Below are 26,333 nucleotides of genomic sequence, written 5' to 3'. Positions count from 1 at the left end.
CATCCCGAACAGAGTAGTTAAGCCCGCCTGCGCAGATGGTACTGCAGTTATGTGGGAGAGTATGTCGTCGCCTTTCTTTAAAGAATCCTCATCATTTACTTGATGGGGTTTTTTTTTGCGTAAAACTTTTTTTTATGCTGCAGGGAAGAATCAAGTATTATTGGGTATAGCATTATTTTTGGGGACTAGCATATTTATGAAAATAATTTTATTCAGGTTAAGAAAAAATTAATTTATCATGCTTAAGTTTTTGTTCAGACTTGTTTTAAAACATTAAATTGTATTTTTGTGGTACTATATAAAATTATAATATGAAAAAAATTATTTTGCTTTTGGCATTTATTATTAGTTTAAACACGCAAGCTCAAGAACGCCCAAAATTGGTTGTTGGTATTGTTGTAGATCAAATGAAGATGGAGTATTTATATCGTTTTTCGGATGATTTTTCACCTAATGGTTTTAAAAGATTAATGGGTAATGGATATACTTTCCAAAATATGCATTTTAATTATATGCCCACGTATACTGGGCCAGGGCATGCCTCAGTATATACGGGAACCACACCCTCTACACATGGAATCGTAGGGAATGAATGGTTTAGTAGGAGTTTGGGCAAAGAGATGTATTGTACAGATGATGCATCAGTAAAAACAATTGGAGATGGGACAATTAAAGAAGGAGAAATGTCTCCTAAGAATTTGCAAAGCACAACTATTACTGATGAATTGCGATTAGCGACAAATTTTAAAGGAAAAGTGATTGGAATGAGCTTAAAAGATCGTGGGGCTATTTTACCAGCAGGACATTTTGCTAATTGGGCTTTTTGGTTTAGTAAAACAGGAGCTTTTATTTCTAGTTCTTTTTACGGTCCAGCCTTGCCGGATTGGGTCACACAATTCAATCAGGAAAAAAGATATATGCCTTATATTACTAAAGGTTGGGATTTATTCAAGCCTGCAGCAACTTACAACGAAAGTCTCCCAGATGATAATCCTTATGAAGGGAAATTGTATAATAGTGCCGCTCCTGTCTTCCCATATAATTTAAAAGATATGTACGATAAAAATGATGCAAGCGTAATACGTGGTACACCATTTGGTAATAATCTTTTGGCAGAGTTTGCAATGAAAGCAATTGAAAAAGAAGAATTAGGGAAAGATAGTATTACAGATTTCTTGACTGTTAGTTTTTCTTCTACCGATTATGTTGGACATTTACTAGGGCCAAGATCTATGGAGCTACAGGACACATATTTACGCTTAGATCAGACAATAGCTGAATTTCTAGCTTATTTGGATAAAACTGTGGGTAGAGATAATTATTTACTTTTTTTAACTGCCGATCATGCAGGTGCTGAAAATGTAAATTATCTCAGAGATAATAAATACAACGTTAAAAGTATTAATCCTAGTGATGTTGTAAAGGGATTGAGAGACTTTTCTATTGCTAGTTTTGGACAGGATCTAATTTTAAATTATTCTAATTTCAATCTGTTCTTTAATAAAGAAATTATAAAGTCTAAAGGGCTTGATTTGACAAAAGTAAAACAGGCTTTCAAAGACTATTTGATGACACAAGAACAAGTGAAAAGGATCTATACTGAAGAAGAAATTCTTTCATCTACCGGGAATGATTATTATCTGAATTTTATAGCAAAAGGATACGATCCCACGCAAGATGGCGATCTTGTTATTCTTGACAAAGCTGCCTATATAGAATACCAGGGTAAAGGGACTTCTCACGGAACCCCTTACAGTTACGATACGCATGTGCCAGTAATATTTTACGGATGGCATGTGAAAAAAGGAGAATCATTTACTAAGAAATATATCACACAAATTGCACCTACGATTGCTCAAAAAATAAAAATTCCTTTTCCAAATGGAACCGAAGCTAATGTTTTGGAGGAAATTTTAGAAAATAAATAAACTTTAATTATTGTGTTTAATGAAAAATCCCATCTCGTTTTTATAACGGAGATGGGATTTTTATTTTACTTAAGCAGTGGCAACTATTGGCAATGAAATTTGATTTTTTAATAAATCTTCAAAGGTTTCATGTGCTCGTATTAAGTGTCCTTCGCCTTTCATCCACAATACTTCTGCTGGTTTGTATCTTGAATTGTAATTAGATGCCATAGAAAAACAGTAGGCTCCTGCATTTCTGAAACATAAAATATCACCTTCTTTTATTTCAGATATTCTTCTATTATTTGCAAATGTGTCAGTTTCACAGATGTATCCTACAACGGAATAGAAACGTTCTTTCCCTTTTGGGTGTGAAATGTTTTCAATATGATGTTGTGATCCATAAAACATTGGTCGTATTAAATGATTGAAACCACTATCTATTCCCGCAAAAACGGTTGACGTAGTTTGTTTCACCACATTAACTTTAGCTAAAAAGAAACCAGCTTCACTTACTAAAAATTTACCAGGTTCAAATATTAATGTTAATTCTTTACCGTATTCTGTACAAAAAGCATTGAATCTTTTTGAAAGTTTTTTACCTAATTCTTCGATATCAGTTTCAATATCATCTTTTTTGTAGGGCACTTTAAAACCACTTCCGAAGTCCAAAAATTCAAGATTTTTGAAGTTTTTTGCCGCATCAAATAAGATTTCAGCCGCATATAAAAATACTTCTATGTCAAGAATATCGGAACCAGTATGCATATGGATTCCTACAATATTCATTTTTGTATTTTCAACAATACGAACCAAATGTGGTAATTGGTGAACAGAAATACCAAATTTACTATCAATATGACCGACTGATATATTTGCATTTCCACCTGCCATTACATGAGGATTTATGCGGATACAAACAGGTACGGATGGATATTTTGTACCAAACTGCTCTAGAATGGATAAATTATCTATGTTGATCTGTACTCCCATAGCTGAAACTTCTTCAATTTCTTCAAGCGAAACGCCATTGGGTGTATAGAATATTTTTTCAGGCTCATAGCCGGCATGAAGTCCTAATAATACTTCTTGAATAGATACAGTGTCTAAACCAGATCCCATTTCTTTTAATAATTGAAGAATGGCTACATTTGAAAGTGCTTTCATTGCATAATTAATGCGCAATTTTTCTACTTTTGAAAAAGCTTTTGTTAATCTATTATATTGAGATTGTATTTTTTCAGCGTCATAAACATATAACGGGCTACCGAATTGTTCTGCTAATTGTAATAAGTCTTTTCCTTGCATTTTGATTCTATTTTTAGGCAAATTTATTATTCTTTATCAATACAAACAAATAAAAATACATGTTTTAACAAAATATAACAAAATGTTATTAATGTAACATTTAATGCGATTTAATTGTTTTTTATAACTTTTATTAAAATGAAAATCCCTTGATAAGTATTTTTATCAAGGGATTCAGTAAAATTATTTTTTATTATAAATTAGGTAAATCACCGTTACCTTTAGTTGGTAAATTTGTGAAACCCATTAAATAATTGTCTACTTCTCTGGCAGCTTCACGACCTTCAGATATTGCCCAAACAATTAGGGATTGTCCTCTTCTCATGTCACCAGCAGTAAATATGTGCGGAACATTAGTTTGATAATTATTTGCTTTGTAGTTGCTTCTCATATCTACCTCTAATCCTAGTTGATCGCTTAATGTTTTTTCAGGACCTGTAAATCCAAGTGCTAATAGAGCTAAATCGCAAGGCCATATTTTTTCTGATCCTTCTTTTTCTATCAATTCAGGTCTTTGTCCCGGTGTCATTTTCCAAGCTACTTCAACGGTTTTCAATCCTGTTAATTCTCCTTTTTCATTAGAGATGAATTCTTTGGTATTGATTAACCAGTTTCTATCACAACCTTCCTCATGAGAAGATGAAGTTTTTAATTGCAAAGGCCAAAAAGGCCAAGGAGTAGTTTCACTTCTTCCCACTGGAGGTTTTGGTAAAATCTCAAAATTAGTAACTGATTTTGCACCGTGTCTGTTTGATGTTCCAACACAATCTGAACCAGTATCTCCACCACCAATAACGATAACATCTTTACCAGTAGCTTTGATTTGATCTGGAATGGACTCTCCGTACAATACTTTGGTTTGTTGTGTTAAAAAGTCCATTGCCTGAACAACTCCTTTACTTTCAATTCCTTTTGTAGGTAAGCTTCTTCTTTCAGTTGCACCACCACATAATACGATTGAATCAAAAGAATTTAATTCTTCAATACTGAAATTTACTCCAACGTTTACATTGGTTTTAAATACAATCCCTTCTGCTTCTAAAATTGCAACACGTCTGTCAATAATTCCTTTTTCTAATTTAAAATTTGGAATTCCGTAACGTAGTAATCCACCAATTGCATTGTCTCTTTCAAAAACGGTCACGGTATGTCCTGCACGATTTAATTGTTGTGCAGCCGCTAAACCAGCAGGTCCAGAACCTATTACAGCTATGGTTTTGCCTGTTCTTGTCGCTGGAATTTGTGGTTTTATCCATCCTTCCGCGAAACCTCTTTCGATAATATTTTTTTCAATATTTTCAATAGCTACTGGTTCACTGATTATACCTAATACACATGATTTTTCGCATGGAGCTGGACATAATCTTCCTGTGAATTCAGGGAAATTGTTTGTTGATTGTAAAATCTCCAATGCACTTTGCCATTCCTCCTGATGCACCATATCATTAAAATCAGGAATCAAATTTCCTAACGGACAAGCACTATGGCAAAATGGAATACCACAATCCATACATCGCGATCCTTGTTCTTTTATTTTATCTTTTGCTAACGGAATTGTAAACTCATTATAGTTTGATACACGTTCTACAACAGCTATATTATTTTCGTCAGTTCTACTATATTCTTTAAATCCACCTATCTTACCCATGACTATGCTATTAGTTCTTCTATTTGCTTTTCTTCTGCTAATCTTTTCAATGCTTTTTTGTAATCTGTTGGCATCACTTTAATAAAGTGTTTTTGTTGATTTTCCCAATCACCCAAAATTCTTTTTGCCAATGGACTATTCGTATACATAGAATGATTTTTTATTAAACGTTTTAGTTTAGTAATATCATCTTCTTCTAATGTTTCAAAAGCAACCATTTCCATATTACATACAGTAGCATCGAATTTTTTATTTGGATCAAAAACATAAGCAATACCACCACTCATACCTGCAGCGAAATTTCTTCCGGTTTTTCCTAAAACTACTACAGTTCCTCCAGTCATATATTCACATCCATGATCTCCAATTCCTTCAACAACTGCTGTTGCTCCTGAATTTCTAACGCAAAAACGTTCTCCAGCCATACCGTTGATGTAAGCTTCACCAGTGATTGCTCCGTAAAGGGCAACGTTACCAATGATGATGTTTTCTTCCGGTTTGAATGTTGCAGTAGGAGGAACTTTGATAATTAATTTACCACCTGAAAGTCCTTTTCCTAAATAATCATTACAATTTCCATGAATTTTGAATGACAGACCATTTGTTGCGAAAGCACCAAAACTTTGTCCGGCAGAACCTTCGAAATCAACCAATATCGTGTCTTCAGGTAAACCTTGTGCACCATATATTTTTGAAATCTCATTACTTAAAATCGCACCAACAGAACGGTCTGTGTTTTTGATATTAAAAGTAACTCTTGTTTTCTCTTTTCTATATATAGAAGGAATAGCCGCTTTTATAATTTCAAAATCAAGTACATTGTCTAAAGCATGATCTTGTGTTGTTGTATTATGATTTGGAACTACTTTAGCTTTTTCTGGTTTATACAAAATAGTAGATAAATCTAATCCACTTGCTTTGTAATGTTTGATGGCTTTGTTGACATTCAATTTTTGAGATTGTCCCACCATTTCTTTTAATGTTCTAAATCCTAATTGAGCCATGATTTCTCTTAACTCTTCAGCAATAAAATACATGAAGTTGATGATGTGCTCTGGAGTTCCTTTGAAATTTTTTCTCAATTCCGGATCTTGAGTAGCGATACCAACTGGACAGGTGTTCAAGTGACAAGCTCTCATCATAATACAACCAGACGCTACTAATGGTGCCGTTGCAAAACCAAATTCTTCAGCTCCAAGCAAAGCAGCAATAGCTACATCACGTCCTGTTTTCAATTGTCCGTCACATTCTAAAACTACACGACTTCTTAAATCATTTAAGATTAAAGTTTGTTGTGCCTCGGCAAGTCCAAGTTCCCAAGGAATACCTGTATGTTGCAGTGAAGTTAATGGTGCAGCACCTGTTCCTCCATCATATCCTGAAATCAAGATCACATCGGCTTTTGCTTTAGCAACACCGGCGGCAATTGTTCCAACACCAACTTCAGCAACTAACTTAACGTTAATACGTGCTTCACGATTGGCATTTTTTAAATCAAAAATCAATTGAGATAAATCTTCAATAGAGTAAATATCGTGATGTGGAGGAGGTGAAATTAGTCCAACATAAGGAGTTGAATTTCTAACTTTTGCAATCCACGGCACTACTTTTTCTCCAGGTAGTTGACCACCTTCTCCAGGTTTTGCACCTTGAGCCATTTTTATTTGGATCTCTTTGGCATTGGTCAAATAATTGATGGATACACCAAATCTTCCAGAAGCTACTTGTTTAATAGCACTATTTCTAGAATCACCATTTAAGTCTTTTTGGAAACGTGTAGAATCTTCTCCACCTTCTCCTGAATTACTTTTTCCGCCAATTCTATTCATGGCAATTGCCAAGTTTTCATGGGCTTCCTGACTGATTGATCCATAAGACATGGCACCAGTTTTGAATTTTTTTACAATTTCTGTCCAAGGTTCTACTTCGTCAATAGAAATTGGGTCCAAATTATTGAATTCAAACAACCCCCTAATGGTCATTAGGTTTTTGCTTTGGTCATTAACCATATTGGAGTATTCCTTATAACTTTCAGGACTGTTTAATCGAACAGCCTGTTGTAATTTAGAAATGGTAGTTGGGTTGAACATATGTTTTTCGCCAGTTCTTCTCCATCGGTAAATCCCTCCAATTTCAAGTGACAATAGATTGGCAACTTTTGAATTTGGGAAAGCTTTTTGATATCTTTTTTTGATTTCTTTTTCCACTTCTATTAGACCAATTCCTTCAATTCTAGAAGGCGTATACGGGAAATATTTAGAAGTGAATGTTTTATTTAATCCTAAAATTTCAAAAATTTGAGCAGCTCTATAGGAATGTAAAGTAGAGATACCAATCTTGTTCATGATTTTAAGGATTCCTTTTGCAATGGCTTTATTATAATTTTTAATTGCATAATCTGCCTTTACACCAGTAATAAAACCTTGGTTAACCTGGTCATGAATGATTTCATTTACCATGTAAGGATTTATTGCACTTGCACCATAACCAAATAATAACGCGAAATGATGTGGTTCACGTGGTTCAGCAGATTCGATTATGATTCCAAATTTCGAACGGGCTTTTAAAATGTTTAGTGAATGATGAATGTAAGAACAAGCCAATAACATTGGTATTGGAGCCATTTTTTCGCTTACACCCCTATCAGAAATGATTACGATATTGCATCCTTCTGAGACCGCTTTAAAAGTAGCTTGTACAGCTCTTTCCAAAGCGCGTTCCAATCCATTTACTCCTTTTTCTATATCGTATAAAGTAGAAATAGTTACTGATTTGAAATCACCATGATCGATATTTCTTATTTTATCTAAATCCTCATTCGAAATGACTGGATTTTGGATTTTTAATTTCTTACAATGTTTCGGAACAATATCAAAGATATTATAATCACCGCCAATAGCTAAACTGATATCAGTAATTATTTCTTCACGAATACCATCCAAGGGTGGGTTGGTAACCTGAGCAAATAACTGTTTGAAATAGTTGTATAAAAGTTGTGGCTGATCTGATAAAACCGCTAGCGGAGTATCATTACCCATAGAACTTAAAGCCTCATTGCCTTGAGCTCCCATAGGGTTTATGATAGTTTTCAAATCCTCAATTGTGTAACCAAATAAACGTTGTCTTGTTTCAAAGTCTATTTTTTCGGTTGGTATTGGATTATTAGTATATGGAATTTGAGCTAATTGCAATAAATTCTCATCTAACCATTTTTTATAGGGACGTTTGGTAACGACAGCATTCTTTATCTCATCATCTTCAATGATTCGACCTTCATTCATGTCAACCAAAAACATTTTTCCCGGCTCTAAACGACCGTGTTGAATTACGTCTTCCGGTTTGATGTCAAGAACGCCAATTTCTGAAGACATAATTACGAAACCACTTTTTGTAAGTGTATAACGGGAAGGTCTCAATCCATTTCTGTCTAATAAGGCACCAATAACGTTACCATCTGTAAAAGGTATGGAAGCTGGACCATCCCAAGGCTCCATAATACAAGCATTATATTCGTAAAATGCTTTTTTCTCTTCCGACATGGTTTGGTGTTTCTCCCAAGCTTCAGGAACTACCATCATCATTGCTTCAGGTAAAGAACGTCCGGTCATCAATAACAATTCGACAACCATATCCATAGAAGCGGAATCCGATTTTCCTTCCAATATAATAGGGAATAATTTTTTCAAATCATCACCAAAAACATCACTTTGCATCAATTCTTCACGAGCACGCATTCTGCTAATGTTACCACGAAGGGTATTGATTTCTCCATTATGACACATGTATCTAAATGGCTGCGCTAATTCCCATGATGGAAATGTATTTGTTGAAAAGCGTTGGTGAACCAAAGCTAATCGGGTAACTAGATCGGTATCAGATAAATCTGTATAGTAACGACTAATATCTTCTGGCATCAACAAACCTTTATATATAATGGTAGTTGTTGAAAAACTAGAAAAATAGAACATATGACTTTCTGAAGTTCTTGAATTTCTTATGGTATGTTCTGCAATTTTTCTTGCTGCGAACATTTTGGCATTAAATTGTTGTTCCGTAAGGTCCAATCCATTTTTACCAACAAATACTTGTTTTACCGTTGGTTCCTTTTCAGCAGCAATTTGTCCTAAATTAGAAATATCAACAGGAACGTCTCTCCATCCTAGAATTTCTAAATTTTGATTGCGTATAGCCTCCTCAAAAGTTGTTTTACAAAAAACTACCTGGTTTATACTTTTTGGCATAAAAACCATTCCTACTGCATATTGTCTTGCTTCTGGGATTTCAAAATCACATACTTTCTTAAAAAATATATGAGGGATATCAAATAAGATTCCTGCTCCATCTCCGGTTCTTCCATCTGCACTTACAGCTCCACGATGCTCTAACTTTATTAAGATATCGAGTGCTTTATGGATAATATCATTAGACTTAATTCCATTCAAATTACAAATAAATCCTGCGCCACAATTATCATGTTCAAATTCGGGCAAATAAAGGCCTTGTTCTTTAACTTTCATGCTTAATATTTTTTTTACAAAATTAAAGATTTAGTAACATATAATGAGTGTAAAAGCCAAATTGGACGTATTTTTACAGTAATAGTAGAAAAAGGTACGATAAATCACAATAATTGTATTTAAATACAATTCAATTGATTTTTCTATAAAAAGAAAACCGATTAAAAGCACTTAAGTCAATTATTTTGAAAGAATTATTTTACTGAAGAATTCTGTTTTAGAATTATAACAAAATGTTTGTTATTTTTTATATTTTTTGTTTAGCTCGATAATTAGCTTGAAATATACAAATTTAGGCGCTACATTTAATAAAAAAAAATAGCAGTTAAGTTTAATTTTGCTATTTTTGTGCCACTTTTATTCTGAAATAAATTCAGAATCCAGACAAATTCTATATTATGAACATACACGAATATCAAGGAAAAGAGATTTTAGCTAGCTACGGGGTTCGCATACAACGCGGAATCGTTGCTAATAGTCCAGTAGAAGCCGTTGCTGCTGCAAAACAATTAACTACAGAAACTGGTACAAGTTGGTACGTAGTAAAAGCCCAAGTTCATGCAGGTGGACGTGGTAAAGGTGGTGGAGTTAAGCTTGCCAAAAACTTACAACAAGTAGAAGAAATTGCAGAACAAATTATAGGAATGCAATTGGTAACACCTCAAACTTCTGCTGAAGGTAAAAAAGTACATAAAGTTTTAATCGCAGAAGATGTTTATTATCCTGGTGAAAGTGAAACTTCTGAGTTTTATGTTTCTGTTTTATTAAACAGAGCTACAGGTCGTAACATGATTATGTATTCTACTGAAGGTGGAATGGATATCGAAGAAGTTGCAGAACACACTCCCCATTTAATTTTCACCGAAGAAATTGATCCTTCTGTTGGATTACAAGGGTTTCAAGCTAGAAGAATTGCTTTTAACTTAGGTCTTTCTGGTAATGCTTTTAAAGAAATGGTAAAATTTATCGATTCTTTATATAATGCTTATATTGGTTCTGATGCTTCGATGTTTGAAATCAACCCGGTTTTGAAAACATCTGACAATAAAATTATGGCTGTAGATGCTAAAGTAAATATCGACGATAATGCTTTATACAGACAAAAGAAATATGCTGATATGCGTGACGTTCGTGAGGAAAACCCAATCGAAGTTGAAGCAAAAGAAGTAGGTTTAAACTATGTTGATCTTGACGGTACAGTAGGGTGTATGGTGAATGGAGCTGGTTTAGCTATGGCAACTATGGATTTAATTAAATATGCTGGTTTTGAGCCTGCTAATTTCCTTGACGTAGGTGGAACTGCTGATGCAAAACGTGTTGAAACGGCTTTCCGTATTATCTTAAAAGATCAAAACGTAAAAGCAATTTTGATTAATATTTTTGGAGGAATTGTTCGTTGTGACCGTGTGGCACAAGGAGTTGTTGATGCTTACAAAAATATGGGAGATGCTATTAAAGTACCGATTATTGTTCGTTTACAAGGCACAAATGCAGCTATTGCAAAAGAATTAATTGATAATTCAGGAATGCCAATTTTATCCGCTGTTGAATTTCAAGAAGCAGCTGACCAAGTAAAAGCAGCACTTTCTTAATTAGAAAATTGTTATAGATTAATAAAATCCTGAGCGAAAGTTCAGGATTTTTTTTGGAATGCACGGATCTCGCGAGGATACTATAAATGGAGTTTTTAATGGTTATAAATAAAAAGATCTTAGTTATAAATTAAAATTATCATAAGAATTATATTTAATGTAAGCTATCGAATACCTTTACATATAATTACTTGTTGTCTGTTTTTTACCTAATTCTTTTTAATGATATGAAACTTCATCTGCAAAATACTTTTATAACCGAGTTGCCTGCTGACCCAAGTGAAAGCAATACGCCGAGACAGGTGCTGCAAGCTTGTTATTCGTATGTGTTACCCAAAATACCTTCAAATCCTTCGCTGATTCATGCTTCAGATGAAGTAGCAAATGCTATTGGTCTTTCAGAAGCAGACCTACTTACAACTGATTTTTTAAATATTTTTTCAGGAAGCACTGTTTATCCGGAAACTAAACCCTTTGCCTTGTGTTATGCGGGTCATCAATTTGGTAACTGGGCTGGGCAATTAGGAGATGGTCGTGCGATCAACCTTACCGAAGTTGTTCATGAAAATAGTACGTACACTTTGCAACTGAAAGGAGCAGGGCCAACACCATATTCAAGAACAGCGGATGGTTTTGCAGTTTTACGATCTTCAATTCGAGAGTATCTGTGCGCCGAAGCGATGCATTATTTAGGCGTCCCCACAACACGTTCGCTTTCGTTAATGCTTTCTGGCGATCAAGTATTGCGTGATGTATTGTATAATGGAAATCCTGCGTACGAAAAAGGAGCAATTGTTTGTCGAGTAGCTCCTTCTTTTATTCGTTTTGGTAGCTTTGAATTGTTTTCTTCTCGAAAAGACTATGTTAATCTTAAGTTGTTAGCGGATTTCACTATCAGGCATCATTTTCCGCATATTCAGGGAGAAGGTATGGGAAAATATCTGGACTTTTTTCATGAAATAACACAAACTACACTTAATATGATTGTGCACTGGCAACGTGTTGGTTTTGTTCATGGGGTTATGAATACCGACAATATGTCCATTCATGGCATCACTATTGATTATGGGCCATACGGTTGGTTAGAAGATTATAACTCCAACTGGACACCCAACACAACTGATAGGCAGCATAAAAGGTATCGTTTCGGCAATCAACCTGAAATTGCACTGTGGAATTTGTATCAGTTGGCTAATGCGTTGTATCCTTTGATTCAGGATGCTAAACCTTTAGAAGCTATTTTGAATGCTTTTAGTGTAGATTATGAAAAGGAATATTTGAATATGATGCGGAATAAACTTGGTTTCCAAATCGAAAAAGAGGCTGATGCAATTCTAATTGAAAGTGTAGCCAAACTGCTTCAATTGGTAGAAACCGATATGACCATTTTTTTTAGAAATCTTGGTAGTGTCACTAAAGAAGATACAGCAATAATTGCCTTCAATAGGATAAAAGAAGCCTTCTACAACGAAAAGGATTTGAATGAAACTATCTTGAAAGATTGGTACGATTGGTTTGAGAATTACAGTATTCGAATCAACCAAGAAACACTGTTGGATAGTGAAAGAAAAGAGAAAATGAATGCAGTAAATCCAAAATACGTATTACGAAATTATATGGCACAATTGTGTATTGACGACGCTGATAAGGGAGACTATTCTTTACTACGTGAACTATTTGAAATGCTTAAAAATCCGTATCATGAACAACCGAATTTTCAAAAATGGTTTGCTAAAAGACCTGATTGGGCCAGAGATAAAGTGGGGTGTTCTATGTTGAGCTGTAGCTCTTAAATTGGATTTAAAATAATATCAGATTATTTCTTACACCTAAAAAAAATCCTGGACTTTCATTCAGGATTTTGATGTTTGTATTAATTTCCAATTTCTTGAATCACATTAGATTCATATATTTGGAACCCTTTATTGTTTTTTTCTGCAATTGCAAAAAGTGCTTTGGCTACTGTTTCGCTTTCAATTGGTTTGTACTTTTTTAAATTTCCAACGAATAGGAAAGAAAGTGTTTTCATAAAAAAAGCACCTGCTTTTTCTCCTAGTCTAAATTCGGCTCGATCTCCTAAAAGAAGCGAAGGTTGCAATACAGCAACACTTTCAAAATTACAATCTTTAAGAAAATCTTCAATTTCACCTTTTGTTTTCAAATAGAAATTTCCAGAATTTGGATCTGCACCAAGAGATGAAATAATCAGAAATTGTTTAACCTTATTTTGTAATGCAAAAGCGGCAAACTGTCGTGGATATTCAAAATCCACTTTTCTAAAAGCTTTTTTACTTCCTGCTTTTTTTATTGTTGTGCCAATGGTACAAAAGAAATCATCCCCAACGACTAATTCGCGATAGCTTTCCGGCTTGTCAAAGTCAATGATGTGCTGCGTTAATTTTGGATGTATTATTCCCGTATCTCTTTTATCAAAAGTGATTACTTTAGCGTAATGTGGACTTTCTAAAAGTAAGTTCAATAGCTTTGAACCTACTAGACCGGTACTTCCAATAATCGAAGCCGTTTTCACAGTTAGGATTTTTTATTCTTACCGAAATTAAATTTCACTTTTTCCACTACCTGAATCTTTGGAGTGCCTTTTGAATTTTGTTTTTTGAATGGTTTCTTAGCAGCAGGTGATTTGCCCGGCTTTTGGTCGCCTCTGGCTCTATCCTCGTCTTTTGGCTTTGGTTTGAATTCAGCTCTTTCTGAAGCTCCTTCTTTTACAGGAATTTGAGCTTTGTGTTTGGCTAAAACATCAGTTGGGTTTTTTGGATTTTCTTTTGTCCCACGCAAGTGAATTACCAATCCATTCAAGAAATTGCGCAACACTTGGTCGCCACATTCCATATAATTCTCATGTTTTTCATCACGGAAAAAAGCACCCAATTCTGATTTAGTGATCCTAAAATCTACCAATTCTAGTATTTCAACTATTTGATCGTCACGCAACATTAATGCTACGCGAAGTTTTTTAAAGATATCGTTGTTAGTCATCATTTTTATTTTTTACAAAGGTACGGTTAAAAAGCAATTAGATAGCAATTTTAGATTTAGAATTGGTTTTGGTTTAGAATGTGAATTATTTTAATCAAATCTTCTCTTTTGTGATTGGCAGTAATTACAATTCGATTTAAATCCTTGGTGTCTGTAGGGTATTTAAAATTAGTCACGATGATTTTATTAGCGGTAAAAATAGCATTTAGCCCTTCAATTTCAGGGTAAATTAGGGGGTAATCTGGATTAAAATGAACTGCTTCATTTTTAATTAAATGTGCGGCTATGAAGCTTAAATTGTCTTTTAATTTTTGATGTTGCGTAACATAAATTTCTTCAGTATCGGCCATGGTTTGGACAAAGGCCGCATTCATTCCTGCACTTGCAACAAAACTGTCCTGGTTTGACATTTGATTAATGAAATCGACGTCACTGGCAATTACGCCTCCTGTCAATCCGAAAGCTTTCCCTAAAGACGACACCATAATTTTCCTTTTAATAACAGGAAGATCAATAGTTGAAAAAATCCCGCAACCCTTGGCACCTAAAATCCCAAGGGAATGTGATTCATCAATGATCATAGTAATTTCTTTAGTTGAGGAAATCGAATTTAGAACAGAAAGATCGATTGGTTCAATATGAAAAGAAGGGACCGCATCAGTTAGAATCGTAATTTTTTCAATTACGTTATCCGTCAGGCGGGGATTTAATTGTTCTCCAATAAAAAAAGGAAGGCTATTGGGAGCTTTGATGGCAGGATGCGTATCGGGAAAATGAAAAAAGCAATCAGTTTGAGGTATTAATGCCTCAATTACTAATTTCCCCGCCAGCATGCCAGAAGAAACTGTAAGAGCTGCATCGGCTTTGATGTAACTGGCTAAAAAGCGTTCTCCATTTTCGTAGGCAGTTAACTGAATGTTTGCACTTCTGGAGCTTCCATAGGCCGTTCCCCATTGTAAAATGTTTTTGATGAGCCGTTTTTGAAATTCGGGATGAGTTGGCAAGCCCAAATACGCCGTTCCGCCAAAATACAGATATTCATTATTGTCGATTTCTATTATCCGATCTGGAAATTGGTGAACTTTCATTTAGAATTAAATTAAAGTTATGCCAGTACCATTTAAATCTGAATAGGTTACTTTGCCAAAATCTATTGTTACACCAGTTGCAATGTCTTCAGCCAAAAGTAGTGCGCCATCCATATCCACATAATCCAGTTGCGGTAATAAATGAGCAATCGCAGAAATTCCTACAGTTGATTCAGTCATGCAACCCACCATTGTTTTTAAACCCAATTTCTTGGCTTCCTGAATCATTCGTCTTCCGGGAGTCAGTCCTCCGCATTTTACTAATTTGATATTTACGCCATGAAAATGATGATGACATTTGGCCACATCTTCTTCTAGTATGCAACTTTCGTCGGCGATTATTGGCAAAACGGAATGTTTAAAAACTTCCTTATGTCCTTCCCAATTGTCTGCTTTCATGGGTTGTTCTAAGAATTCCACCCCCAGTTTTTTTAGTTCGATTGCATTATTGATGGTTTCTTCGACACCCCAACCGCAATTAGCATCGATTCTAAAAATTGCATTGGTATGTTTGCGTAATTCAGCTACAATGGCAATATCTTCTTTGGTTCCCAATTTTATTTTATAAATCGGCCAAGGTAGTTCCTTCATTTTTGAGACCATTTTTTCAATGGAAGCAATTCCAATTGTGTAGTCAGTCAATGGATTATTATTGGTAGTATAATTCCATAATTCGTACAATTTTTTTCCTTTCCTGCGAGCGTACAAATCAGTGTAGGCCATGTCTAAAGCGCACAATGCAAACATGTCATGTTTTAAGTAAGGATGGATTTTTGCCCAAAAATCTTCAGGTGTTTCATTTGTAGTTGCTTCAATTACAGTACGGATTTTTTCTAAATCCTGCATCATCACCGGAACTGTTGTCTTGTAATACGGATTGGAAGTTGCTTCACCAAAACCTGAATATCCGTCCTCTCTTAACGCTACAATCAATGAAGGTTGAAAGTCTATCGATTCTCTTGAAATCGTAAATGTGTGTTTTAGTTTAAGGTTGTATTCTCTTAAGATTAGTTCCATTTTAATCTGATTTTAGTAGGTGAAATTATTATTTAGCTTTAAATGAAGAGGGATTTAGTAACCGAGCCATAAAACTGCTTTTACAAAACCATCGCGCCACAACTTTTCATTGTGTTGTCCTCCTTTTACGATTTTCTTTTCATTTAAATTTAAACAATAGCATCTTTTAGTATTAATTACATTTTCCATTTTATTAAGGTCGCTAACCATAGCATCATCATCTCCTTCTTTATCTCCGCAAAGAAAATAATATTTCGTTTTTTGCTTTTTATTTTTTTCTTCCAATTCAAAAATTTCTTTTCGATTAATCCAGAAGGCAGGTGAAAAAACACCTGCTTTACCAAAAACTTCAGGATATTTTAGGGTAGCATAAAAAGAAGTCAGACCTCCCAAAGAACTTCCCATAATAATAGTGTTTTTCTTCTCCGGTTTCGTTCTATATGATTCGTCAATTTTTGGTTTTAGCGTTTTCACAATGAATTCTAAATAATTAGAGGCCTTTCCTCCACCATATTTTTCGTTTTTAAAAGGGGTTAATTCTTCTAATCGTTTATCATTTCCATGTTCGATTCCTACCACAATAACTTGTGCATTGAGGCTGTCCAATTTTTCATCGACATTCCATTCGCCGGAATAGGAAGTTTTAGTATCAAATAAATTTTGAGCATCATGCATGTATATAACTGAATATTTTTTTTTTGAAGTTACATAGTTTTTAGGCAAATAGATCCAAATTTTTTTTGACGTTTGTAGTTGTGGCGCCTCTATAGTAAAGGTAGAAACCTGTTTTGATGCAGTGCTTTGCTGAGCGAAATTTTGCGCTGTCACAAAAAGTATTATAAAAAGAATTAACTTGAACTGTTGAATCATTAGTCTTATTTTGTGTTTTTATTTAAAAAATCAATATTTTAGCTAAAAATAATAATTTCATGGATACTTACGAGGAAAAAAGAAGCTTACTTTTAGAGATGATTGCTTTTTCTACTATTGACGGACAATTGCATAAGAGAGAATACGATTTTTTGTTTATTGTAGCCAATGAATTAAATATAGAAAAAGGAGGATTTAATGATTTGTTTCATCAGGAATTACCCCAATTACCAATTAAATCCGAGTTTCAACGTATTCAACAATTTTATAGACTGGCTTTGTTGATGCATAGTGACGGAGTTTTGCATAAAAAAGAAGCTGTCGCGATCCAACAAATAGCAATCGATATGGGCTTAAATCCCACAGCAACGAAACGTATTCTAACGTTAATGAAAGAAGCACCAAATGCAATTATTGATTCCGAAGTCTTATTGAATATTTTTCAGGAGCAACATAATTAAGTTAATTGTCCTTGGAGCGCCTTTATCTCATCACGTAATTTTGCCGCTTGCATAAAATCCAATTCTTTAGCAGCTTTTTCCATGCTTTTTCGTTTTTCACGAATTCGTTTTTCAATATCAGGTTTTGATAAGTATTCTTTCACTGGTTCGGCAGCAGTTAAAATAGTATACCCTAATTCATAATCTGCCAAAGGGTTTTTGGTAAATGCACTTTCTATTTTTTTATTCAAGGCTTGAGGAACCAAATTATTCGCAGTGTTGTAATTAATTTGTTTTGTTCTGCGATAATTGGTTTCGTCAATAGTTTTCTGCATGCTTGCCGTAATTTTATCAGCATACATAATCGCTTTTCCATTTAGATTTCTTGCTGCGCGACCAATAGTTTGAGTTAAAGAACGATGACTTCGTAAAAATCCTTCTTTGTCAGCATCTAAAATTGCTACTAAAGAAACCTCAGGTAAGTCCAAGCCTTCACGAAGTAAATTCACCCCAATTAATACATCAAAAATTCCTTTTCGCAAATCCTGCATGATTTCTATTCGTTCCAAAGTATCTACTTCAGAGTGAATATAACGACAACGGATATTCACTTTGGTTAAATATTTAGCTAATTCTTCCGCCATTCTTTTGGTTAAAGTGGTGACCAAAACCCGTTCGTCAATTTCGGCCCGAACTTGAATTTCTTCAATTAAGTCATCAATTTGGTTTAAACTTGGTCGAATTTCAATAATTGGATCCAATAATCCTGTCGGACGAATCACTTGTTCAACAACAACACCATCGGTTTTTTGCAATTCATAATCGGCAGGAGTTGCTGAAACATAAATTACCTGGTTTTGCATTGCTTCGAATTCTTCAAACTTCAAAGGACGGTTATCCATTGCGGCGGGAAGTCGGAAACCGTATTCCACTAAATTTTCTTTTCGACTTCGATCTCCACCATACATAGCACTAACTTGAGAAAGTGTCACGTGACTTTCGTCTACAACCATTAAGTAATCTTTCGGAAAATAATCCAATAAACAAAAAGGCCTTGTTCCTGGTAAACGACCGTCAAGGTAGCGGGAATAATTTTCAATTCCAGAACAGTATCCAAGTTCGCGAATCATTTCCAAATCAAAATTGGTACGTTCTTCCAATCGTTTCGCTTCCAAATGTTTTCCGATTTCCTTAAAATAATCGACCTGTTTTACCAAATCCTGTTGGATTTCCCAAATTGCACCTTGCAAAACATCTGGCGAAGTGACAAACATATTGGCAGGGTAAATCGTCAATTTATCGAATTTTTCAAGGACTTTGGAATTCGTCACATCGAAACTTTCAATTTCCTCGATCTCATCACCAAAGAAGTGGATTCGGTAAGCTTCATCCGCATAGCTAGGATAAATATCTACTGTGTCTCCTTTTATTCTGAAGCTTCCAGGATTAAAATCTGCTTCGGTTCTGGAATATAAACTTTGCACCAGTTGATGCAGTAATTTGGTTCTGGAAATGATTTGTCCTTTCTCAACCGGAATTAAGTTTTTTTGAAATTCTATAGGATTTCCTATACCGTACAAACAGGAAACTGATGCAACGACCAAAATATCCCGTCGTCCGGAAAGCAACGAAGCAGTTGTTGACATTCTCATTTTTTCCAATTCTTCATTGATAGATAAATCCTTTTCAATGAAAACACCGGTTACGGGCATAAAAGCTTCGGGTTGGTAATAATCGTAATAAGAAACGAAATATTCAACCGCATTGTTCGGAAAAAATTGTTTGAATTCTGAGTATAATTGTGCTGCCAAAGTTTTGTTGTGCGCCAAAACCAAAGTTGGTCTTTGCACCTCCTGAATTACATTGGCGACAGTAAATGTTTTTCCTGATCCGGTAACTCCTAATAAAGTTTGGAATTTTTCATCATCAAGAATCCCTTGGGCTAATTTTTCAATCGCTTGAGGTTGGTCGCCCTTGGGCTGGTAATCAGATACTACTTGGAAATTCATTTAAAAAAAGGGCCTAAGATTAAGAGCAACAAAGGTACAAAGTTTGGATTCTTTTTTAAGCAAAGTTTAAGCCAAAAAAAACATAACGCTTAGCAGGATGGTTTTCATAATAAAAAAATTCGGCGAAGCTGTAGCTTAATAATCAATAGTAAAATTAATTTATTTAGAAAATGGCATTAAAAAGGACGAAACCTGTTTTTTTACATATTTTAACTACGTATATATACTTAATTTTGATCCAATACTATTTTAAAAACTATACTATGGAAAAAAAGATACTCAGATTATCATTGGTTATGCTATTGTCATTCTTCGTTTTAAGTTTTAATGTCTCTTATAAAATAGATGGGTATTTTAAAAAACAAGCTATAGATCCTCCCAAAACTAAGAAGTTACCTTTAGAAAAACCAAGCCTAACTTTTGGATTTATAAAACTTACCGATATGGCACCGCTTGCCATTGCAAAGTTCTTAGGCTATTTTGATGAAGAAGGACTCGCCGTAAACCTGGAAGCCCAAGCCAACTGGAGGGATATTTTGGACAAGGTGATTGACAATCAATTAGACGGAGCCCAAATGCTAGCCGGACAACCTATTGCCGCGGCCGTGGGATCTGGCAGACAAGCCCAACTTGTTACTTCCTATTCGATGGATTTGAATGGAAATGCCATAACAGTATCCAATGATGTTTGGTCAAAAATGGTGGATAGTATACCACAGGAATATGGCAGACCCGTACATCCTATCCCTGCCTATGCCTTAAGACCTGCTCTAAATTATTATAAGAAAGGGAACAAACCTTTTACATTTGGTATCGTAGGTGCCTATTCAACCCATAATTATCAATTGCGCTATTGGCTGGCAGCAGGTGGTATAAATCCTGGATTTTACAATAACAATAACATTCAGGGAAGCAAAGGAAATATAGGAGCAGATGTACTGCTGAATATCACAGCCCCACCACAAATGCCTCAAACATTAAAAGCAGGAACGATCAATGGCTATTGTGTTGGCGAACCATGGAACCAGCAGGCAGTTGAGGAAAGTATTGGTGTTCCCGTCGTGACCAGCAGGGAGATTTGGAAAAATCATCCCGAAAAAGTGTTTGTGATGACCAAAGAGTTTGTTACAAAATACCCAAATACTGCAATTGCTATTACAAAGGCATTGATTAAAGCGGGAAAATGGTTGGATAAGCCCGAAAATAGAAAAGAAGCAACCCGGATATTATCAAAATCAGCCTATGTTGATGGCGCTAAAAGGGTGATTGATAATTCCATGTTAGGGACATTTGAATTCGAAAAAGGGGACGTTAGGTCTTTGCCGGATTTCAATGTTTTTTTTAGGTACAATGCGACTTATCCTTACTATTCTGATGGAATTTGGTTTTTAACACAAATGCGACGATGGGGACAAATTTCGGAATCAAAACCTGCCGAATGGTATACTGATAAAATTATGGAAGTGTATAAGCCTGAAATATGGAATAAAGCAGCTAAATTGTTGTTAGAGGAAGGTTTTATAGCCAAAATCGATATTCCTGAAACAGATGGTTTTAAGCCGGCAACCACTGATTTTATAGACAATATGTCCTACGACGGTAAAAAACCTCTTGAATATATCAATGGTTTCAAAATTGGAAATAAAGATTAATTACAGAACTGTTTTTTTAGAAATAAAAAATCATAGCTAAAAACAACTCTTTTATTTTTTTGAATAGGGAGTTGTTTTTTAAAATTCCCAAGCTTTTTGCTGTGCTTCGCTCAAAAAAGTCCAAGCTACAATTCGGCTCGTTTTTTGGCCTTGAGCCATATCAATTGTCTTTACTTCAGCAGCGCCAACTTTGTTTAAGGTTTTATAAAGACTGGAGAGATTTTCTTTTTTAGAAACCAAAGTTGTGAACCACAAACATTGCATAGGGTATTTTGCACTTTCGTAAATCATTTGGGTTACGAAACCTAGTTCGCCCCCTTCACACCATAATTCGGCGTTATGACCACCAAAATTTAAAACAGGTTTTGTAGTTTTTGTTTGCTCCAGATTATTTATTTTTCGTAAAGTACTTTTAGTAGCCTCTTGTTGTGAGGCATGAAAAGGAGGATTACAGATCGTAAAAGTGAATTTATCTTCAGGCGTAATTATGTTTTTAAATATAAAAAGGGCTTCTGTTTGTTGTTGCAAACTAATGGCATCGATTAATTTTGGATTCGACTCGATGATTTTGCTGCAGTTTTCAATTGCTTTTATATCAATATCAGTTCCCACAAAACTCCAACCGTAAGCGGAATGACCAATTATCGGGTAAATACAATTGGCTCCAATGCCAACGTCTAAACCTTGAACTGTTTCACCTTCCGGTATGACTCCGTTGTTACTGGAAGCTAATAAATCGGCTATATAGTGAATGTAGTCGGCTCTTCCGGGAATGGGCGGACAAAGATAGTTTTTAGGAATGTCCCAATCCTGTATATTGTAATGAGTTATCAGTAAGGCTTTGTTTAGCGATTTTACCGCTTCGGGATCACTAAAATCAATAGTTTCTATATGATGCTCATTAACAGAAACAAAATTCTTTAATTCAGGACAATTTTTGATTAATTGTTCAAAATCATATCCAAATCGATCTAGATTTCTAGGATGCAAATTGGTCTTTTCGATAATCGTTTTTGGTTTTATTTTTTCCATTTCCGCGCAAAGATAGTCAATCTCTTCTTGTCAAATTAAAGGAAGAGATTATAAATGGATTTTTAGTCATTAATCGATACATTCCATCAACAATAAATCGCCTTCACTGTGTTCAATTGTGACTATGCCGTCTTTGATGACATGATTGCTGCTTCCGGTTCTATAGCCAATGGTTAAACTATCGTCTTTTAATGGATAAAATAAATTAGTGGAGTGTATTCCGGTAACATGTCCTATTGGAATTAACGAAATCGGGGTATTAGCAGTGTACCATTTTTCGAATTTGTTTGGCAACAAAAATATTTTCGAATGATCATCTAAAATAACAATTTTCAATAGATTTCTGTATCGAACAATGTTAGTAAGGTTGGTGATAGTATGATCGGCTCTTCTTCCTGTTGCCCAAACGACATTTACGGCTGGAATTTTTCGGTGAATTAAATAATCAAAAGCCTTTTCTAAATCGGTTTTGTTTTGGTCAGGTGCATGGATAATCTCAATTGGATATTGCGAAGTCTGGTATTGTTCCGGATCAAATCCTCTGTCGAAATCTCCTAAAAGCACATCCACTTTTATATCTAATTCCATGACTCTTTCCATAGCCGAATCCAATACAATTACCAAAGGAGACCATTCTAATAATTGTCCTAATAATTCTGGATTACAAGATGCACCATTGGCAATAATTAAAGCAGGTTCTTGGTCGTCGCGAACAATGTGATGTGAGGACATTTGGATGTAGGATTTAAAATTGCTCAATTAAAATTTATGATGTAAAAGTAAATAAAAGTTATCATTTTATCTCTTATGTAAACGGACCATAGAAATGAAAAGTAAAAAAGTCTCAAACTTTAGTTTTGCTCGGACAGAAGAGCGGTCAAATGAAGTTCCTTATTGTATCTTGTAATTTTTAATGTCAACTTCACTCAGCGAAAAATAGCCCAATGGGTAATTAGCCAGATTAGTAGTGTTAACGATATTTCCTCTTACTGTTGCAGGTGGAGATTGGAATGGACCGCCTCTATTGTTTCCTGCGATACTTACTAAAACACTAACGTAATTGTAGTAGGATTTCGAAATTCCGTAATGGCTGACTTCTATTGCATCACCCGATTTTAAATCTTCATTTTGGGAAATGCTAAAGAATTTATTTCCGTCAAAAAACTCATCTTGGTCTACATAGAAATTAGATTTGACCTGATTGGAATAGATGTATTTGTAAAAATAGTAATTGGGTTCGTTCGCAGGATCTGTATAATAGGATTTGATTTCTATATTTTTTCCTGTAATACCTCCTTCGTTATTTTGAATGATTTCAGTTATTGGCGCTACTGATTTTAATGTTTCGGTAGCGCTGTATGTTGCGCCTTCACTTCTAACAGTTAAAGTGTAGGATTCGTTAATGACTGGTATAAAATTGCTGCAAATGTATTCTCCTTTGACAGATGATTCCGCAAAATTAAATAGTGTATTAGCGCTATTCTTAATGAAAATAGTGGCTCCGGAAACCTTTGGAACTACAGTGCCAAAATAATCAGTGGTTGTCGTTAATTTTATTTTTTGTTGATTTCCATTTGTTCCTTTTTTCCAGTTTATGGAAGCTTCTATAACCAGTTTCGGCGAGGCAGTATTCAAATCTAAAGGGATAACTTCCTGACAACTATTAAAAAACAAAGCTATTATAATGACTAAAAACAGGCCTATTTTTTTCATGAAAATTAAAATTTAAAGTTATAACTGACGGCAGGAACAACTCCGAAAATGGAAGTTTTTACGGCCTCATTAGTACCAGTGTCCATATTTTCTCTAAAATTGACTGAAGCCGCATTTTTTCTATTGTACAAATTGTAAATACTAAAAACCCATTCTCCTTTCCACTTTCGGTCCCTATTTTTACGCGGAGTCCATGTTGCAGCAATGTCGAGATGATGGTAGGCCGGAAGCCGGTTTTCATTTCTTAAATCATAACTTGGAACGGTTATTCCAAGGTATTCGTATTGTCCATTTGGATAGGTTACGGGTTGTCCGGTCTGTAATGCAAAATTAGCTCCAAAAGACCATTTGTCATTTAGATTATAGGAGCTTGTAATTGCAATATTATGCAATTTGTCATAAACAGAATTGTACCAATTTCCGTTGTTAATTCCTGTTTCTATTGGAGTTCTTCCTGATGTTTGTTGTTCGGATTTTGATAAAGTATAGGAAATCCAACCGTTTAATTTGCCTTCGTTTTTGCGGAACATAATTTCCAAACCGTAAGATCTTAACTTGCCATTAAGGATTACTTGTTCAATTGCCTTGTTAGCAATTAGATTTGCGCCGTCAATATAATCCAATCTGTTTTTTACTTTTTTATAGTACGTTTCTACCTCTAAAGAATACATTCCTTTTTTGAAATTTTTAAAGTAACCCAAAGCCACCTGATCCGCAATTTGAGGCTTAATGAATGTACCACTCGGAGTCCAAACATCAAGCGGAGTAGGAGAGGAGGTGTTGGAAATCAATTGTAAATATTGTACCATTCGGTTGTAGCTGGCTTTTATAGATTGGTCATCGTTGATTTGATAGACAAAAGAAAAACGGGGTTCTAAATTATTGAAGCTCTCGATCACTTTGTCTTTCTTATAAAATTTAGTGCCAATAGGCGTCGCTTTTTCATAAATCTGTAAATCCGGATTGAAAGTTACAGCAGTGTCATTCTGATAAATATTTACGGTAGATTGTCCTAAACGGTAAAATATACTATATCGTAAACCATAAGAAAGCGAAATCTTATTCGAAATTTCATGATCCGCATTGATATATAGGGCGGGTTCGAAAGCGTATTTTTTATCCAATTGATCAAAATTAATTCCGGAATCTGTATTAGATGGTCTTATGGTTCCTGGATTAAAATTGTAATAAATGGCATTTATACCGTAATTCAATTTGAATTTGTCAGAAATATAATTTTTAAAATCGTATTTGATATTGTAATTCTTGATGCCGGAATCCCATTTAAAACCTACAAAATCCAAATCCAATCCATAATAATAGTCGCTGTAGATTAGTGATAAATTCGAAAATAATTTAGCTGAAAATAAATGATTCCAACGCAGGTTTAAAGTGGAGTTTCCATAAATATTTGTAAAGCTTTTGTTCAGGCTAAAAACATCTCTTCCAAAATATCCCGAAAAATACAGATTATTATTGGGGTTCAATTTATAACTCAACTTGGTATTCAAATCATAAAAATAAGCGGAGTTGTTTTTTTGTTCTTCAGAGAGTTTTAAAAATAAATGAGCATACGAACTTCTTCCGCCAATAAGGAAAGAACCTTTGTCTTGAACTATTGGTCCTTCGACCAAAATTCTACTCGAGATTAATCCGATACCTCCATTTAGGTGGAAATCTTTGCTGTTTCCGTCTTTTTGATAAATGTCCAAAACCGAAGAAGCTCTTCCTCCAAAACGAGCCGGAATTCCGCCCTTGTATAACTTTAAATCCTTTATTGCATCGGGGTTGAAAACAGAGAAAAAGCCAAAAACATGTGAGGAATTAAAGATGGTAGCTTCGTCCAATAGAATTAAATTCTGGTCTGCAGCACCACCACGTACATTAAATCCGGATGCGCCTTCACCCGCATTAGTAACTCCTGGAAGCAATAAAATAGATTTGAGAACATCAACCTCGCCTAGTACAACCGGCATTTTCTTGATAGCTGAAATGGCGAGTTTGTTGATACTCATCTCAGGTTTGTGAATGTCGGTTTTAGTTTTATTATCAATAATGACCACTTCCTTTAATATGGTTTCATTGTTTACTAATTTAAAATTATTCTTTATGTTTTGGTCTAAATTTATCGGTTCCTCTATCGTTTGATATCCTAAATAGCTGATTTGAATAGTGTAATTTCCTTTTGGAACCGTGATTGAGTAAAATCCATATTCATTGGTAGTAAGACCTGTTTTTAATTCTGGGATTACTACATTCACTCCTATTAGGGTTTCATTACTGTTGGCATCGATAATAATTCCGCTAAGGGTAAATTTTTGCTTTGCCAGTTCCCTGTCTTGTGAAAAGGAGTTTAGGGCTGTTAAAAATAAAAGCAGGAGTGTGCCAATTTTTTTTGAAATCATCTCTGGATTTTGAAATACAAATTACATTAATTATAAAAGGAATACCAATTGAAAAGGTATTAATTTTTGCTAAGTTGCTTAATTTTAAATGGCAATCCAATTTTTAATTCATTCAGAAATTTCTTTTTCAATTTTTCC

General features: G+C 34.7%; 18 protein-coding genes and 1 rRNA gene. 6 read left to right on the top strand and 13 right to left on the bottom strand.

Annotation, left to right across the window (positions count from 1 at the left end; genetic code table 11):
• Positions 1–76: ribosomal RNA gene (rrf, locus tag ACNQGH_RS21880) — 5S ribosomal RNA — on the top strand; the annotation flags it as partial.
• Positions 77–311: 235 nt separating this feature from the next.
• Entirely contained in the window at positions 312–1,928 is a 1,617-nt protein-coding gene (pafA, locus tag ACNQGH_RS06705; protein WP_417955207.1) for an alkaline phosphatase PafA, read from the top strand.
• 69 nt (positions 1,929–1,997) lie between these two features.
• Here the strand turns inward: pafA and lysA are convergent, their stop codons facing one another.
• From lysA to gltB, 3 genes are all read right to left on the bottom strand, one after another.
• The gene (lysA, locus tag ACNQGH_RS06700; RefSeq protein ID WP_417955206.1) at positions 1,998–3,215 is read right to left on the bottom strand and encodes a diaminopimelate decarboxylase; all 1,218 of its coding nucleotides are present in this window, start codon (positions 3,213–3,215) and stop codon (positions 1,998–2,000) included.
• 193 nt (positions 3,216–3,408) lie between these two features.
• Entirely contained in the window at positions 3,409–4,863 is a 1,455-nt protein-coding gene (locus ACNQGH_RS06695; protein ID WP_417955205.1) for a glutamate synthase subunit beta, read from the bottom strand.
• Positions 4,864–4,865: 2 nt separating this feature from the next.
• A complete protein-coding gene (gene gltB / locus ACNQGH_RS06690; RefSeq protein WP_417955204.1) occupies positions 4,866–9,380 on the bottom strand; it encodes a glutamate synthase large subunit in 4,515 nt (1,504 codons plus the stop codon).
• A 398-nt stretch (positions 9,381–9,778) separates the two neighbouring features.
• On the opposite strand from gltB, the gene sucC reads away from it, so the two are divergent.
• Positions 9,779–10,972 carry an ADP-forming succinate--CoA ligase subunit beta gene (sucC, locus tag ACNQGH_RS06685; protein WP_143388717.1) on the top strand — a complete coding sequence of 398 codons (1,194 nt, stop codon included), beginning with the start codon at positions 9,779–9,781 and terminating at the stop codon, positions 10,970–10,972.
• A 227-nt stretch (positions 10,973–11,199) separates the two neighbouring features.
• Positions 11,200–12,765 (top strand): protein adenylyltransferase SelO, encoded by a 1,566-nt coding sequence (locus ACNQGH_RS06680; protein ID WP_417955203.1) that lies wholly within the window; start codon positions 11,200–11,202, stop codon positions 12,763–12,765.
• 80 nt (positions 12,766–12,845) lie between these two features.
• On the opposite strand, the gene ACNQGH_RS06675 is transcribed toward ACNQGH_RS06680, so the two are convergent.
• Genes ACNQGH_RS06675 through ACNQGH_RS06655 form a run of 5 tightly spaced genes read right to left on the bottom strand, consistent with a single transcriptional unit; the run spans position 12,846 to position 16,944 of the window.
• Positions 12,846–13,502 carry an NAD(P)H-binding protein gene (locus ACNQGH_RS06675; RefSeq protein WP_417955202.1) on the bottom strand — a complete coding sequence of 219 codons (657 nt, stop codon included), beginning with the start codon at positions 13,500–13,502 and terminating at the stop codon, positions 12,846–12,848.
• 2 nt (positions 13,503–13,504) lie between these two features.
• A complete protein-coding gene (locus tag ACNQGH_RS06670) occupies positions 13,505–13,969 on the bottom strand; it encodes a DUF1456 family protein (protein WP_417955213.1) in 465 nt (154 codons plus the stop codon).
• Positions 13,970–14,025: 56 nt separating this feature from the next.
• The gene (locus ACNQGH_RS06665) at positions 14,026–15,057 is read right to left on the bottom strand and encodes an aminotransferase class I/II-fold pyridoxal phosphate-dependent enzyme (protein WP_417955201.1); all 1,032 of its coding nucleotides are present in this window, start codon (positions 15,055–15,057) and stop codon (positions 14,026–14,028) included.
• Positions 15,058–15,063: 6 nt separating this feature from the next.
• Positions 15,064–16,074, bottom strand: coding sequence for a dipeptide epimerase (locus ACNQGH_RS06660; protein WP_417955200.1), 1,011 nt, complete (start codon positions 16,072–16,074; stop codon positions 15,064–15,066).
• Between the two features lie 54 nt (positions 16,075–16,128).
• Positions 16,129–16,944 carry an alpha/beta hydrolase gene (locus tag ACNQGH_RS06655; RefSeq protein ID WP_417955199.1) on the bottom strand — a complete coding sequence of 272 codons (816 nt, stop codon included), beginning with the start codon at positions 16,942–16,944 and terminating at the stop codon, positions 16,129–16,131.
• 59 nt (positions 16,945–17,003) lie between these two features.
• Between ACNQGH_RS06655 and ACNQGH_RS06650 the strand changes: the two genes are divergently transcribed.
• Positions 17,004–17,405, top strand: coding sequence for an excinuclease ABC subunit B (locus ACNQGH_RS06650; RefSeq protein WP_417955198.1), 402 nt, complete (start codon positions 17,004–17,006; stop codon positions 17,403–17,405).
• On the opposite strand, the gene uvrB is transcribed toward ACNQGH_RS06650, so the two are convergent.
• On the bottom strand, positions 17,402–19,393 hold the full coding sequence (gene uvrB, locus ACNQGH_RS06645) for an excinuclease ABC subunit UvrB (protein ID WP_417955197.1): 1,992 nt from the start codon (positions 19,391–19,393) through the stop codon (positions 17,402–17,404). The genes ACNQGH_RS06650 and uvrB overlap by 4 nt on opposite strands.
• A gap of 263 nt (positions 19,394–19,656) precedes the next feature.
• On the opposite strand from uvrB, the gene ACNQGH_RS06640 reads away from it, so the two are divergent.
• Positions 19,657–21,045 (top strand): CmpA/NrtA family ABC transporter substrate-binding protein, encoded by a 1,389-nt coding sequence (locus tag ACNQGH_RS06640; RefSeq protein WP_417955196.1) that lies wholly within the window; start codon positions 19,657–19,659, stop codon positions 21,043–21,045.
• Between the two features lie 78 nt (positions 21,046–21,123).
• Here the strand turns inward: ACNQGH_RS06640 and rlmF are convergent, their stop codons facing one another.
• From rlmF to ACNQGH_RS06620, 4 genes are all read right to left on the bottom strand, one after another.
• A complete protein-coding gene (gene rlmF / locus ACNQGH_RS06635; protein WP_417955195.1) occupies positions 21,124–22,077 on the bottom strand; it encodes a 23S rRNA (adenine(1618)-N(6))-methyltransferase RlmF in 954 nt (317 codons plus the stop codon).
• 69 nt (positions 22,078–22,146) lie between these two features.
• On the bottom strand, positions 22,147–22,809 hold the full coding sequence (locus ACNQGH_RS06630) for a thiamine diphosphokinase (RefSeq protein ID WP_417955194.1): 663 nt from the start codon (positions 22,807–22,809) through the stop codon (positions 22,147–22,149).
• 159 nt (positions 22,810–22,968) lie between these two features.
• Complete coding sequence (locus ACNQGH_RS06625; protein WP_417955193.1) at positions 22,969–23,790, bottom strand: DUF4249 domain-containing protein; 822 nt, start codon at positions 23,788–23,790, stop codon at positions 22,969–22,971.
• A 5-nt stretch (positions 23,791–23,795) separates the two neighbouring features.
• The gene (locus ACNQGH_RS06620; protein WP_417955192.1) at positions 23,796–26,195 is read right to left on the bottom strand and encodes a TonB-dependent receptor; all 2,400 of its coding nucleotides are present in this window, start codon (positions 26,193–26,195) and stop codon (positions 23,796–23,798) included.
• Between the last annotated feature and the right edge of the window lie 138 nt (positions 26,196–26,333).

Origin of the sequence: Flavobacterium kochi, from assembly GCF_048286715.1 — a bacterium.
Classification (GTDB): domain Bacteria; phylum Bacteroidota; class Bacteroidia; order Flavobacteriales; family Flavobacteriaceae; genus Flavobacterium.
The sequence above is the reverse complement of the archived record's forward strand: the minus strand, read 5'-3'. Positions and strand labels throughout refer to the sequence as shown.